The 13,235-nt window shown below is 45.8% G+C and carries 13 protein-coding genes; 10 read left to right on the top strand and 3 right to left on the bottom strand.

Annotated features, from left to right (window positions below; genetic code table 11):
• The first annotated feature begins 202 nt into the window (after positions 1-202).
• The 3 genes from vpsR (at position 203) to AKJ31_RS16770 (ending at position 2,298) form a co-directional block, all read left to right on the top strand.
• Positions 203-1,537 carry a cyclic-di-GMP-binding transcriptional regulator VpsR gene (vpsR, locus tag AKJ31_RS16775; RefSeq protein ID WP_053410242.1) on the top strand — a complete coding sequence of 445 codons (1,335 nt, stop codon included), beginning with the start codon at positions 203-205 and terminating at the stop codon, positions 1,535-1,537.
• A 268-nt stretch (positions 1,538-1,805) separates the two neighbouring features.
• On the top strand, positions 1,806-1,931 hold the full coding sequence (locus AKJ31_RS23540; RefSeq protein WP_281173362.1) for a hypothetical protein: 126 nt from the start codon (positions 1,806-1,808) through the stop codon (positions 1,929-1,931).
• Positions 1,932-2,046: 115 nt separating this feature from the next.
• A complete protein-coding gene (locus AKJ31_RS16770; RefSeq protein ID WP_053410241.1) occupies positions 2,047-2,298 on the top strand; it encodes a hypothetical protein in 252 nt (83 codons plus the stop codon).
• A 67-nt stretch (positions 2,299-2,365) separates the two neighbouring features.
• Here the strand turns inward: AKJ31_RS16770 and AKJ31_RS16765 are convergent, their stop codons facing one another.
• Positions 2,366-3,400, bottom strand: coding sequence for an NADP(H)-dependent aldo-keto reductase (locus tag AKJ31_RS16765; protein WP_053410240.1), 1,035 nt, complete (start codon positions 3,398-3,400; stop codon positions 2,366-2,368).
• Positions 3,401-3,527: 127 nt separating this feature from the next.
• Here AKJ31_RS16765 and AKJ31_RS16760 point away from each other — a divergent pair, with 127 nt between their 5' ends.
• The gene (locus AKJ31_RS16760) at positions 3,528-3,839 is read left to right on the top strand and encodes a DUF6482 family protein (protein ID WP_053410239.1); all 312 of its coding nucleotides are present in this window, start codon (positions 3,528-3,530) and stop codon (positions 3,837-3,839) included.
• Here AKJ31_RS16760 and mutH read toward each other — a convergent pair.
• Positions 3,836-4,501 carry a DNA mismatch repair endonuclease MutH gene (mutH, locus tag AKJ31_RS16755; protein WP_053410238.1) on the bottom strand — a complete coding sequence of 222 codons (666 nt, stop codon included), beginning with the start codon at positions 4,499-4,501 and terminating at the stop codon, positions 3,836-3,838. The genes AKJ31_RS16760 and mutH overlap by 4 nt on opposite strands.
• 622 nt (positions 4,502-5,123) lie before the next feature.
• On the opposite strand from mutH, the gene rppH reads away from it, so the two are divergent.
• The 5 genes from rppH to AKJ31_RS16730 are packed head-to-tail and all read left to right on the top strand — an operon-like array spanning position 5,124 to position 10,428.
• Entirely contained in the window at positions 5,124-5,642 is a 519-nt protein-coding gene (gene rppH / locus AKJ31_RS16750) for an RNA pyrophosphohydrolase (RefSeq protein ID WP_053410255.1), read from the top strand.
• Positions 5,643-5,644: 2 nt separating this feature from the next.
• Positions 5,645-7,891: a phosphoenolpyruvate--protein phosphotransferase gene (ptsP, locus tag AKJ31_RS16745; RefSeq protein ID WP_053410237.1), complete on the top strand. Its 2,247-nt coding sequence runs from the start codon at positions 5,645-5,647 to the stop codon at positions 7,889-7,891.
• 8 nt (positions 7,892-7,899) lie between these two features.
• Positions 7,900-8,691, top strand: coding sequence for a sulfite exporter TauE/SafE family protein (locus AKJ31_RS16740; RefSeq protein WP_053410236.1), 792 nt, complete (start codon positions 7,900-7,902; stop codon positions 8,689-8,691).
• Positions 8,692-8,745: 54 nt separating this feature from the next.
• Positions 8,746-9,567: a prolipoprotein diacylglyceryl transferase gene (gene lgt, locus AKJ31_RS16735; RefSeq protein ID WP_053410235.1), complete on the top strand. Its 822-nt coding sequence runs from the start codon at positions 8,746-8,748 to the stop codon at positions 9,565-9,567.
• A gap of 9 nt (positions 9,568-9,576) precedes the next feature.
• On the top strand, positions 9,577-10,428 hold the full coding sequence (locus tag AKJ31_RS16730) for a thymidylate synthase (protein WP_053410234.1): 852 nt from the start codon (positions 9,577-9,579) through the stop codon (positions 10,426-10,428).
• A 201-nt stretch (positions 10,429-10,629) separates the two neighbouring features.
• Here the strand turns inward: AKJ31_RS16730 and AKJ31_RS16725 are convergent, their stop codons facing one another.
• Positions 10,630-11,775: a Na/Pi symporter gene (locus tag AKJ31_RS16725; protein ID WP_053410233.1), complete on the bottom strand. Its 1,146-nt coding sequence runs from the start codon at positions 11,773-11,775 to the stop codon at positions 10,630-10,632.
• 410 nt (positions 11,776-12,185) lie between these two features.
• Between AKJ31_RS16725 and nhaR the strand changes: the two genes are divergently transcribed.
• Positions 12,186-13,076, top strand: coding sequence for a transcriptional activator NhaR (gene nhaR, locus AKJ31_RS16720; RefSeq protein WP_053410254.1), 891 nt, complete (start codon positions 12,186-12,188; stop codon positions 13,074-13,076).
• Positions 13,077-13,235: the final 159 nt, after the last annotated feature.

Raw genomic sequence — 13,235 nt, 5'->3', positions numbered from 1 at the left:
ATACTGAATGGGGAAATTTTCCCTTAGAGCGGAAAAAAACTTTTGAAGTTCATTCCATCGACGGTGGAAAAAGTACTAACTGCCCCCTAATCTTATGAATGAGACAGATTCTCTGTCCTAGTCTCTATAATGTAACAGAAAAAGTTATATGTGCCGCAGTGGCACTGCGTGAACGTTAGAAAAATAATAAGGATCAAGCAGTATGCGTAGTCAGTTCAGAATGGATTCGGTTCCGGGGTCTCTGATAGTGGTCGGAGGCACATACGAACCATGGCTTTCAGTTTTGGAACAGGTAGGTTGGCGATGCACTCAATGCGCCGATTTACGCAAAGCAGATGAATTATTCAATGAAACCGGTCCGTGTATCGGTATTGTTGACCTCAGTCACGATGAGTTTAGTTTGAACGGGATTGCGAACTTGGTAAGTAACCATAAGCAAGTTCGTTGGATTGCATTCATCCGTGAATCTCAACTTAGCTCCGATACGATTTGCCAGTTTATCGTCAACTTTTGTATCGATTTCTTTACCGCACCGATTCCGGATGCTCAGCTGTTGAGCACGATTGGTCACCAGTTAGGCATGCTCAAACTAGAGAAAAAAGTATGGCCTCACTACGGAAATAATGGCGATATGGGACTTATCGGTGATTCTATCCCGATGAAGCGCTTGCGTGATCAAATCAAACGTATCGGTCCTACAGACGTGAGTATTCTTATTTACGGCGAAAGCGGAACGGGTAAAGAGACCGTTGCGAGAGCAGTACATAAAACCTCGTCACGTGCTAATAAAGAGTTCATTTCGGTCAATTGTCGAGCGATGTCTGAACGACGCATTGAGAGCGACCTGTTTGGTATTAATCGTGAAGATAGTACTCAACCGTCGATACTGGAAAAAGCCCACGGTGGCACCATCTTGCTCAATGACATTCTGACGCTACCAAAATCTCAGCAGGTCAATTTGCTGCGCTTCTTGCAAGAAGGGACGGTCGATACAGAAAAAGGTCGTAAAGAAATTGATGTTCGTATCTTGGCGGCAAACTCGTCTGATATCGAGAAAGCACTGATTGACGGAGACTTCAACGAAGAGCTTTACCACTACATCAATGTACTGCGTATTAACGTACCGAGCTTGAAAGAACGCGCTGGCGATATCACTATTCTGGCGCGTCATTTCCTTAAAGAATACTCAAAAGAGTACAACGCGCAGGCTCGCAGCTTTACTGAACAAGCCGCACGCTCTTTGACTCGCTACCATTGGCCAGGTAACGTTCGTGAGCTGATGAACCAGATCAAGCGTGTGGTTTTGATGTCGGATACAGTGATGTTGGACGACGAACATCTTGACCTGCCGAAACGCAGTGACGGTAAACGTAGCCTGAAAAGTATCCGTGAGCGCAGCGAGCGTGATGCTCTGCTATTGGTCTTGGAGTCACACTCTGGTCAGGTTTCGATGGCCGCGAAAGAACTCGGTGTTTCGCGTGCAACTATGTACCGATTACTCAACAAACACAATTTGATCAGCGATATGACGGTTTAACTGTTTGTTTTATCTAAATAAGCCGCAACCACTTTGGTTGCGGCTTATTTTTTATCCGACATTATCTGTCGCGAATAATATATTTCTAGGCTGAATATCTTATTCCCTAAGTGATATATCGGTTGTTTTTGGGTTAAAAAATTGTTTTAAAATTTAACGGCATAAAGTGGTTGAAATAGCATCATCAATGCTTAGAATTTAACCATGAGCTCAGGCTCATATCTGCAAAAATCTCAATTTGGATTAATACATAGCTAGGAGGCGCACAATGAAACTATTTAACGTTATCTCATTCGATTGTGCGTCTGATGATCTATCTGCTCATATGGCTGCCATCGCCAGCATTATGGCTACCGCAACAGATCGTAAATCTACCTCTAAATCAGATATGTAATTAATCCGTATCCTTTTATTTTTAATTGGCTGCGGAAAAGCAGCGAATTAAAAATCACTTTCCCTTTTTAAGATTCGTTGATCTTTTCCCAGCTCTCGACACCTGGAGAATTATCATGAGTCATTCTGTATACCTAAAATTAGCGACAGTACTAGTAAAGGCAGACCTTCGTCGTGAAGAGCGTGCGTGGAAACGTAAAGTAAGACGTAGCGCGTACGCGATTCCTTGGGACAATAAACACTTGTTGAAAGATATTGGTCTAGATGAAGAAGGTCGCTTTACGGGTCATACTGAACCTGATGCTGTTAAAGCAGAACGTCGTATTCGTCACCTTCGTCGTGTATTAAGTGCTCGAATACCAACGTAACAAAAGGGGCTGGTTGCTTCACCAGCCCCGTAGATTTTTGGCCAACGTCGTCGAGTTGGTCTATTACCTAAGGACAAGGGTTGGAGTAAGTCGTCCCAATCTCTTGTAAACCCTGAAGCAGTTCATCACTCAATACGACCTCTAAACTATCTATGTTTGATTTAAGTTGTTCTAAGTTTGTCGTACCAATGATGTTGGATGCGACAAACGGTCTCTGATTGACAAACGCGAGTGCCATTTGTGCCGGATCTAGACCGTGCTCTCTGGCTAAATTGACGTACGCTTCGGTCGCTTTAATACCTTGCGGAGTAAAGTAACGCACAAAGCGCTCAAACAGACTGCATCTTGCGCCTTCTGGTCGTTGGTTGTTGAGGTATTTACCACTCAGGCAGCCAAACGCTAGTGGTGAGTAGGCGAGCAGTTTTACTCCCTCATAATGGCTGATTTCAGATAGGCCCACTTCAAAGCTGCGGTTGAGTAAGTTGTACGGGTTTTGAATTGACACGATACGTGGCAGTTCGTGTTTCTCCGCTAGGCGCAGCAGCGTCATCACGCCCCAAGGGGTTTCGTTAGACACGCCGATGTATCTGACTTTCCCCGCTTTTATTAACTCTGCTAACGCCTCTAGGGTTTCGATCAGCGTGACTTCTTCTTGTGCGTCAGGGTAGGGATAGTTTAGTTGACCAAAACAGTTGGTTTGTCGTTGTGGCCAATGGAGTTGATACAAGTCCACGTAATCGGTTTGTAGGCGTTTGAGGCTGTCGTCAATTGCCAAGTGGATGTTGCGTCTATCTAGGCTCATGTTATCGCGGATGTAAGGCACGTTGCGCGGTCCGGCAATTTTGGTCGCGAGGACAACTTTCTCTCTTTTTCCGGACTGCTTAAGCCAGTTACCAATGTATTCTTCAGTGCGACCTTGGGTTCCTGCTTTAGGAGGAACTGGGTACATTTCAGCGGTGTCGATAAAGTTGACGCCTCGCTCCAGTGCATAGTCCAACTGATCAAAGGCTTCTTGCTGAGTGTTCTGTTCTCCAAAGGTCATAGTACCAAGGCAGATCTTACTCACTTCGAGTGTTGAGTGCGGTAACTTATTGTATTGCATGAGCCTTCCTTGTTTTATTCTCATTGTCTCCTCAATATAGGGGATAACACTGTCGCAAAACATGGATGGAATTAACAATTTAGCAAAATTTGTCTCGTTGTCTACACTGGATAGACGGAGGTAAGTTATGCAAAAAACTCAGTTGGACAAGTGGATTCATGGAAGCCACAAATCGAGTTATGAGCCCCCTAAGGTATTTGTGATTAGCTGTTCAGATCTATCGCAGTATCTTTTGGCGGTGGAGTACAAGCATCGGCTTGAGCCGCTCAAAATTAATGACGAACCGATTCACTTCGATTCATTAGATCAGGTGAAAGAAGAGCTCAGTAGGTTGGGCGTAGAGAGAGCTTATCTAAGGCTGCACAATGCTTATGATGAATGTGGGGCAGGGGATGGTCCACTTTATCACGACCTTGAACTCTCTCTAACCACCCACTAGGCGAAGTTTTGTTCTAGTATTTTTGCGGTAAATTGGGTACGTAAGTAAAAGCCGCGCGGGAGTGTTTTTATCGGTTTACCACTGGCACCGTAAGCCTCTGTTAAGACACGACTGTTCGCGGCTTTAGGTCGTAGTTGCAGTACCTCGCCATGGCGTGCGGTGATCTGTTCAACCTGACCAATCACGATCATTTCCATTAATTCTTCCCAGTCGGTTTTAAGTTGCAGCTCTTCTTCTGCTGTCGGTGACCAGATCAACGGTGATCCGACACGACGCTCTGCCAACGGGATCTCACGCTCTCCTTCTACCGGGATCCAGAGTACGCGAGAGAGTTTGTTTCTGACGTGGCTGTTTTCCCACTTTAAACCGTGCACCCCCATCAAAGGAGCAACACAAACGAAGGTGGTTTCTAGCGGTTTGCCACTGTAGCTGATCGGAATCGTTTTTAGCTCGATACCTAGTTGTTCAAAATCTTGTTGGGGTTTACTGCCAGCCGTTGCGCCCAAGTGCCATTCTAGCAATTGCCCAACCCAACCTTTGTCTCGACGCAGATCAGGAGGCACTGGCATTCCGGCTTCTTCGGCCAGTTCAGCAAAGGTGACACCCGCGATGTCCATTGCTCTTTCTATCAGTTCTTGTTCCGATCTTGGTTCCGACTTCATATTTGTTTGTTACCCATTACCACTCGCCACTATTGTAACGGAAAACCTAGTTTGATGGTTGTGCGAAAATTGATCATTTTGATGGTTGGATCATTCATCAATAACTTATCCACAGTTGGTGGCGAGTTTTTTTCATTTTTCTGTGCGTATGTATGAATTAACAGTACTTTTGTCGTAAGTTTCCACTTGATAAAACACGATAAAGTTGTATCTGGGCTAACGTTTTGTGGATAAGAGTATGGTTGGTGGATCTTTGACCGATCGGATTTTCACCAGTTTTGACCAAGTAATTTCAACGAGGTGAGTTTATTGGTGTGAATTTAATTGTATGTTTTTAAGGGATAAAATAACTATTTTTAGTTTTCACTATTAGTTGTAAGTGTTCCATTTTCTCGTTGGTTGATCGCTTTAACAAAGATTCTTCACATGGTTATACACAGAAAAGGTGTATAAATGTGGGCTATGTCTCAGATTGGTGTGTATAACCTCTATTTTGGCTAAAACTTATTCAATATGGAGGGCTAAGGTGAGATTTTACGCCTTAGTCACACTAGTAAGTTTGCTCCGATTGGGGATATGTGGAAAAATCACTGTAATTAAAGATTTTATTAGAGGTTGGCCAGTGATAGATGGCGATGGTTACCGCTTAAATGTGGGAATTGTAATCTGTAACAACCATGGTCAGGTCTTCTGGGCTAAGCGATACGGACAACATTCATGGCAATTTCCTCAAGGGGGAATCGATGAAGGTGAAACTCCAGAGCAAGCAATGTATCGGGAGTTATATGAAGAGGTTGGTCTTACAAAGAAAGATGTAAAGATCGTAGCGACAAGTCGTCATTGGCTAAGATATAAGTTACCCAAACGCCTTGTACGCTGGGATTCAAAACCTGTTTGTATCGGTCAGAAACAGAAATGGTTTCTACTACGTTTAGATTGTGACGAATCTAAGATCAATATGCTACGTGGTAGCTCCCCTGAGTTTGATGGTTGGCGTTGGGTAAGTTATTGGTATCCAGTTAGACAAGTGGTGTCTTTTAAGCGTGACGTTTACCGACGTGCGATGAAAGAATTTGCATCGATGGCGATGCCGTTTAGAGAGCGTAGAGCCAAGAATAAGCGTAAACACAGGAGAGGATAGACATGCTTTCTCAACTAAGGGACATAGTTGAACAGGTATCTAAAGTCGAAGATGTCCACCAGGCTTTAGATATTTTGGTTAAGCAAACGTGCAGCGCGATGAGCACGGAGTGTTGTACTGTCTATCTTGCTAACGAAGAGATGCAGCGCCTTGAGCTAATGGCAACTCAAGGTCTGCGCTTCAAAGGCGACAAAATTCATATCAGCTTCAGTGAAGGCTTAGTTGGCATGGTTAAGCGAACGGCTGAACCACTCAACTTAGCTGAAGCGTCTAAACACCCTCACTTTAAATACTTCTCTGAACTGGGCGAAGAGGTTTATCAAAGCTTCCTCGGTACGCCGATCATCTATCGCAAGCAAGTCCTCGGTGTGCTGGTGGTGCAGCAAAAGCAGCCGCGCCAGTTTGACGAAATGGAAGAGTCATTTCTTGTAACGCTAGCGGCTCAGCTTGCGGTGATCATTGCCCATGCACAAACACAAGGTTTATGGCGTCTTGAGAAAAAACAACAAGCGATTCGCGGTGTACCGGCGTCATCTGGTGTGGCGATTGGCGAGTTTTGGCTAGACGATACCCAACCTGAACTTTCAGAGGTGTGTCCTGCATCGACCATAGATATCGAGCGTGAACAAGAACTGCTGGCATTGGCAATTGAAGCGGCCTTAAGCGATTTTCGTCGGATGCGTAAAAAGCTCGACAGCGAAATCAACAAAGACGCACTGGCTATTTTCGATCTGTTCACCCACTTGCTCAACGATCCGATGCTGCGTAAAGATCTTAAAGCGCAAATCCAAAAAGGTGACCGTGCAGACTGGGCGTTAAGACAAGTTGTCGAGAGTTACTCCAACCGATTTGCCCGAATGTCTGACGTCTACTTGCGTGAACGAGCGCAAGACATTCGTGAGCTTGGTCATCGTCTGCTGTACTTCCTCAACAATACCGAGCAAGAGCAGCCACTGCTCGAGAAGCCAATCATCTTGGTGGTGCGAGAGCTAACGGCGTCGATTTTGGCGTCGATCCCGAAAGATAAATTGCTGGCGGTAGTCTCGACGGAAGGGGCGGCGAACTCTCACGCGGCGATCTTGTCGCGCGCGCTGGGCATTCCAGCGGTTATGGGGGTGAGCGTTAATCTTGGCGCAATCAGCGGCAAAAAAGGCGTTGTCGACGGTTACAGTGGTAAGATTTTAGTCTCACCTAACCGTCAGTTGCTTAAAGAATATCGCGCGCTGGCGAATGAAGAGCGTGAGTTAGCCAGCATGGTTAACCAGCGCATCCTTGAGCCTGCGTGTACCAAAGACAATCAACGTATCGAAATCATGCTCAACGCCGGTTTGAGTGCCGATACCAATATCGCTGAAAACCAAGGTGTAGATGGTGTTGGTTTGTACCGGACTGAAATCTCGTTCTTGCTCCAGCACCGTTTTCCTTCCGAAGAAGAACAGACGCAGCAGTATCAAATGGTACTCAACACCTACCCAAACAAGCGTGTGGTCATGCGTACTTTGGACGTCGGTGGTGACAAAGCGTTGCCGTATCTTCCTATCGATGAAGACAACCCATTCTTGGGTTGGCGTGGTATCCGCTTCACACTCGACCACCCAGATATCTTTTTGATGCAAATCCGCGCGATGCTACGCGCCAGTGCCGAAAGTCAAAACCTCAGTATCTTATTGCCGATGGTTTCAGGGGCTCAAGAACTGGATGATGCAATTGCGCTTATCGAGCGTGCCTATCAAGAAGTGGTTGAGCTCGATGAGCGGGTCCAGATGCCTGAAATCGGCGTGATGATTGAAGTGCCATCGATGATCTATTTGCTGCCATTGATCGCTCACAAAGTGGATTTTGTCTCAATCGGTACCAACGACTTAACTCAATATTTGCTCGCGGTTGACCGTAATAATGCCCGTGTGTCCGATGTGTATGAATCGATGCACCCTGCGGTGATCATGGCGCTCGACCATATCCAGAAAGTGTGTACTCGACTCGACTTACCGGTGTGTATTTGTGGTGAACTGGCTGGTGATCCCATTGGCGCACTATTGATGGTCGGGCTCGGCTACCGCAGTTTAAGTATGAACACCTCCAACGTGGCAAAAGTAAAATACCTGCTTTGTCATACCGACAGTACAGAACTAAAAGCTTTGGCAGACAAAGCATTAATGCAGCCTTACGGCAATGATATTTATACAATGATGCAGACTTTCCTTGAAGAGAAAGGATTTGCAGGTTTTATTCGCGCTGGTAAACGATAGGAAATACCGTGAACATTGAGTTTTTGAGCTTACTGCTCCTGCTGGGTGGCTTTGTTGGAATCATGGCTGGGTTACTTGGGATTGGGGGCGGTCTTATCGTGGTTCCTGCGTTGTTGTTTCTGTTGCCGATGGCTGGGATTGACCCGTCGATCAGCATGCACATCGCTCTGGCGACGTCGCTGGCCTCTATCATCGTCACTTCCGGCTCTTCTGCTTTTAACCATTTCCGGTTGGGTAACGTCGACATGTTCGTCGTCAAATGGCTCATGCCCGGCGTGGTGGTGGGGGGATTTCTAGGTGCGAACATTGCCGATTGGATCCCATCGCAATACCTACCTAAAGTGTTTGGCGTGATTGTTTTGTTACTCGCGATTCAGATGTTGTTTTCCATTAAAGGCAAAACGGAACGCGCGATGCCGGGTAGTGGGGCAACCGTTGTGATCGGTACGGGGATTGGTATGGTATCGAGCTTAGCCGGTATCGGCGGTGGTTCGTTGTCCGTGCCGTTTTTAAACCGCCACGGCGTTGAGATGCGACGCGCGGTGGGTTCTTCTTCTGTGTGTGGCTGTTTTATCGCGCTGTCGGGAATGGTTGGGTTTATTCTCAACGGTTACAAAGCGGACGTGCTGCCTGCGTATAGTTTGGGTTACGTGTATCTACCCGCGTTAATTGGCATTACGTCGACCTCTATGTTGACCACTCGTATCGGGGCGAAGTTAGCGACCAGCATGCCGACCGTCAGGCTAAAGAAAATCTTTGCAGTATTTTTAATGTTCGTTGCTGGAACTATGTTACTGTGACGCACTCTCATCTATACCTTTCAACATTTTGAATTTCTAAAGAGTAATGCTCCTATGTCTCAGGGATACCTTGAATTTCCAAATATAGATCCTGTGTTGGTCTCTATCGGTCCGTTGTCGATCCGATGGTATGGCTTAATGTATTTAGTCGGTTTTGCGTTCGCACTGTGGTTAGCGAATCGCCGTGCAGACAAGCCAGATAGTGGTTGGACTCGAGACCAAGTGTCAGATCTGTTGTTTGCTGGCTTTTTAGGTGTCGTTGTGGGTGGCCGTGTCGGTTACGTGCTGTTCTACAACTTTGACTTATTCCTGCAAGACCCGCTTTATCTCTTCAAGGTTTGGACTGGCGGCATGTCATTCCACGGCGGCTTACTTGGCGTCATTACGGCTATGTTCTGGTATGCGAAAAAGAACGGTCGCACCTTCTTTGGTGTGGCGGACTTTATCGCACCACTCGTGCCATTTGGGCTGGGCGTTGGACGTTTAGGTAACTTTATGAACAGCGAGCTTTGGGGCCGCGTTACCGATGTGCCTTGGGCGTTTGTCTTCCCTAATGGCGGACCGTTGCCTCGTCACCCGTCTCAGCTATACGAAATGTTGTTAGAAGGTGTCGTCCTGTTCTTTATCCTAAACTGGTTTATCAAGAAACCTCGACCACTGGGTTCGGTGTCAGGGCTATTTTTAGCTGGATATGGTACATTCCGCTTCCTTGTCGAGTACGTACGTGAACCGGATGCGCACTTAGGTTTGTTTGGCGGGTTTATCTCTATGGGACAAATCTTGTCACTTCCTATGGTTATCATCGGCATTTTGATGATGGTTTGGGCATACAAACGCGGTCACTACAAAGACGAACTACCACAACAGACGAAGTAAGGAATTGGTGTGAAACAGTATTTAGATCTCTGTCGACGAATCGTTGAGCAAGGTGAGTGGGTTGAAAATGAACGTACAGGCAAGCGTTGTCTGACGGTTATCAATGCTGACTTGACCTACGATGTTGGCAACAACCAGTTCCCGCTCGTAACAACGCGTAAAAGCTTCTGGAAAGCGGCGGTGGCCGAGCTACTTGGCTACATTCGAGGTTACGACAATGCTGAAGACTTTCGCAAACTGGGCACCAAAACTTGGGATGCGAATGCCAACCTGAATGATGCTTGGCTTAACAACCCTTATCGCAAAGGCGAGGACGATATGGGGCGTGTATACGGTGTCCAAGGTCGTGCTTGGGCAAAACCAGATGGCGGCCATGTCGACCAACTACGCAAGATTGTCGATGACCTAACTCGTGGTGTGGATGATCGAGGTGAGATCCTTAATTTCTACAACCCAGGTGAGTTCCATATGGGCTGTTTGCGCCCATGTATGTACAGCCACCACTTCTCACTATTGGGTGACACGCTGTACCTTAATAGTACCCAGCGCTCTTGTGATGTGCCGCTCGGGTTGAACTTCAATATGGTTCAGGTTTACGTGTTCTTAGCGATTATGGCGCAGATCACCGGCAAGAAAGCAGGTCAGGCGTACCATAAGATCGTGAATGCTCATATCTACGAAGACCAACTTGAATTGATGCGAGACGTACAGCTGAAGCGTGAGCCGTTGAAATCACCGACGTTCCACATTAACCCAGAAATCAAATCTCTAGAAGATTTGGAAACTTGGGTCACTCTGGATGACTTCTGGGTAGAAGGTTATGAACATCATGATGCGATTAAGTATCCGTTCTCTGTCTAATCAATGATATATGATTAAAGGCTGCCAGTGTGCAGCCTTTTTTATTGCTTGATGTTTATCGAATCACAGCAGCAAGTTGGGTGGATAGCAAAGAGTAACTAGATATTGAGAGGGGTAGATAAGTTTGCTTTACCGAAGAATGAAAAAAGCCCCTAACTTTCGTTAGGGGCTCGCAAGCGATGGTGTAATTGGTATTTATTTTTATGCTGTTAGCGCAAGGATAGCGCCAGGTAGAACCACAAATACGCTCAGTAGGTAACCCGCAACGACGGCTTTGTTCTTCACTGCCATGTCCGAAATAAGGTCTGCGCCTTTTACTGGCAGTTCGCGTAGGAACGGGATACCGAAGATGAATACGGTTGCCATTACGTTGAACACTAGGTGAACCAGAGCAATTTGTAGTGCGAACACTGCGAACTCACCTGATACTGCAGTTGCTGCCAGTAGGGCGGTAATACAAGTACCGATGTTTGCACCTAGAGTGAATGGGTATACATCACGAACTTTCAGTACACCTGAGCCTACAAGAGGAACCATCAAGCTAGTGGTTGTTGAAGAAGACTGAACCAATACTGTCACGATAGAGCCAGACATAATACCGTGGATAGGGCCACGACCAATGGCGTTCTTCAGAATTTCACGAGCACGGCCAACCATTAGGCTCTTCATCAGCTTACCCATCACAGTAATTGCGACGAAGATAGTTGCGATACCCAGTACGATAAGCATTACGCCACCTACAGTATCACCAAATGTTGATAGTGGCTCTTTAACTGCGCTTACAACTGGTTTGGTAATTGGCTTAATGAAGTTAAAGCCTTTGAGGCTCATATCGCCCGTTGCAAGTAGCGGTGAAACCAACCAATGAGAGATTTTCTCAAGGATGCCGAACATCATTTCCAATGGTAGGAAGATCGCAACTGCTAATAAGTTAAAGAAATCGTGGATTGTTGCACTTGCGAATGCGCGTTTGAATTCTTCCTTACAGCGAACGTGACCAAGGCTCACAAGCGTGTTGGTGACTGTTGTACCGATGTTTGCACCCATAACCATAGGGATAGCCGTTTCTACCGGTAAGCCGCCAGCCACAAGGCCCACGATGATAGACGTTACTGTACTTGAAGATTGAATAAGAGCGGTTGCAACTAAGCCGATCATTAAGCCAGCTACAGGGTGAGAGGCAAATTCAAAGAGAACTTTTGCTTGATCACCAGTTGCCCATTTGAAGCCGCTGCCGACCATAGATACAGCCAGAAGCAGTAGGTATAACATGAATGCCAAGTTAGCCCAGCGCAACCAGCGAGTCGTGCTCGAAATAGGAGCCGCTGTAGTAGTAGCTTGGTTCATAATTTTTCTCCGTGGACCGATAAAATCTGAATAGTGGTCTGTTGTTGAAACTGAGGGCGATGTTAGAGGGCAAATATTTCAGTAATATTACAGTTATGTGTAATGGGGATGATTTTGTGTGACTCCGGATAATATTCTCGAAATCTTGGTTTTGTTTTATGTTTAAGCTTTTGATTTTTAATGGTTTTTGTTGGCTTTAAAATTGTGATTTAAGTCTGAAAATTTGCCGATTTTTTTGCTAAAAAGATGGCTCTTTTATGACAAGATGACACTGAACTGTCATAAAGTGATTTTCAATGTTCGGTAAAGATAGCTTTACTGTTGATATTTTTCGTTTTTACCGAAGTGTTGTTGTCATTAGGCGCATTTGCTATAACGCTATCTTCGATAAACAATTCGAGTTCAGAGTCATGTCGCACTTAAATTACAACCATCTCTATTACTTCTGGATGGTGTGCAAACAAGGGTCAGTCACGAAAGCTGCAGATGCACTTTTCCTGACACCGCAAACGGTCACCGGACAAATTAAAGCGTTAGAAGACCGAATGGACGGTAAGCTGACTAAACGTAACGGTAGGAGCATCGAGCCTACTGAATTGGGGCAGTTGGTGTTCAAGTACGCAGACCGTATGTTTGGCTTGAGTTACGAAATGTTGGATATCGTTAACTACAGTCAGCGTTCCAATATCTTGTTTGATGTCGGTGTCGCGGACGCACTCTCAAAACGCTTGGTCAGTAAGATACTGATGACGACCGTGCCTGAAGATAACAGCATTCACTTACGCTGTTTCGAATCGACCCACGAAATGCTGTTAGAGCAGTTATCACAACATAAGCTCGATATGATTTTGTCTGATTGCCCAGTGGACTCCAGTCAAAGCCCTGGTCTGTACAGTAAAAAGCTAGGCGAGTGCAATATGAGCTTTTTCTGTGCGGGTAAAGTCGATAGCGTCAAATTCCCTGAAGTGTTGGAGCAGAGAAAACTGCTGATCCCTGGTAGCCGCACGGCGATGGGGCGCAAAGTCCTACAATGGTTCGACCGCCAAGGCCTTCAACCTAATGTGTTGGGAGAATTTGATGATGTCGCATTAATGAAGGCATTTGCCCGTTATCATGATGATGTCATCTTTCTTGCTCCGTCACTCTATGTCACGGAAGTGGACAGTGATTTAGCACTGCAGTTGATCGGTCATATCGAAGAGCTCAAAGAAGAGTATTACGTTATTTTCGCCGAGCGTATGATTCAGCACCCAGCGGTGAAAAACGTGTGTGATGCTGACTTTACCTCGTTGTTTAAATAACCTTTTCTGTATAAGAAATAGATTAGTTATTACAGATCGATTAAAATCAACGGTGCTATAGCGCTACATAAACAGTTAAATCGATTTTAGTTTTAGATTGCTAACACAATTCTGGCTCAGCGATTTAGATTTGAAAGTAGTCTACAGATGTATTTTAGT

It is taken from the genome of Vibrio hepatarius (assembly GCF_001274785.1).
GTDB lineage: Bacteria > Pseudomonadota > Gammaproteobacteria > Enterobacterales > Vibrionaceae > Vibrio > Vibrio hepatarius.
Note: the sequence above shows the minus strand (reverse complement) of the source record. Positions and strands in the feature narration are given on the sequence as shown.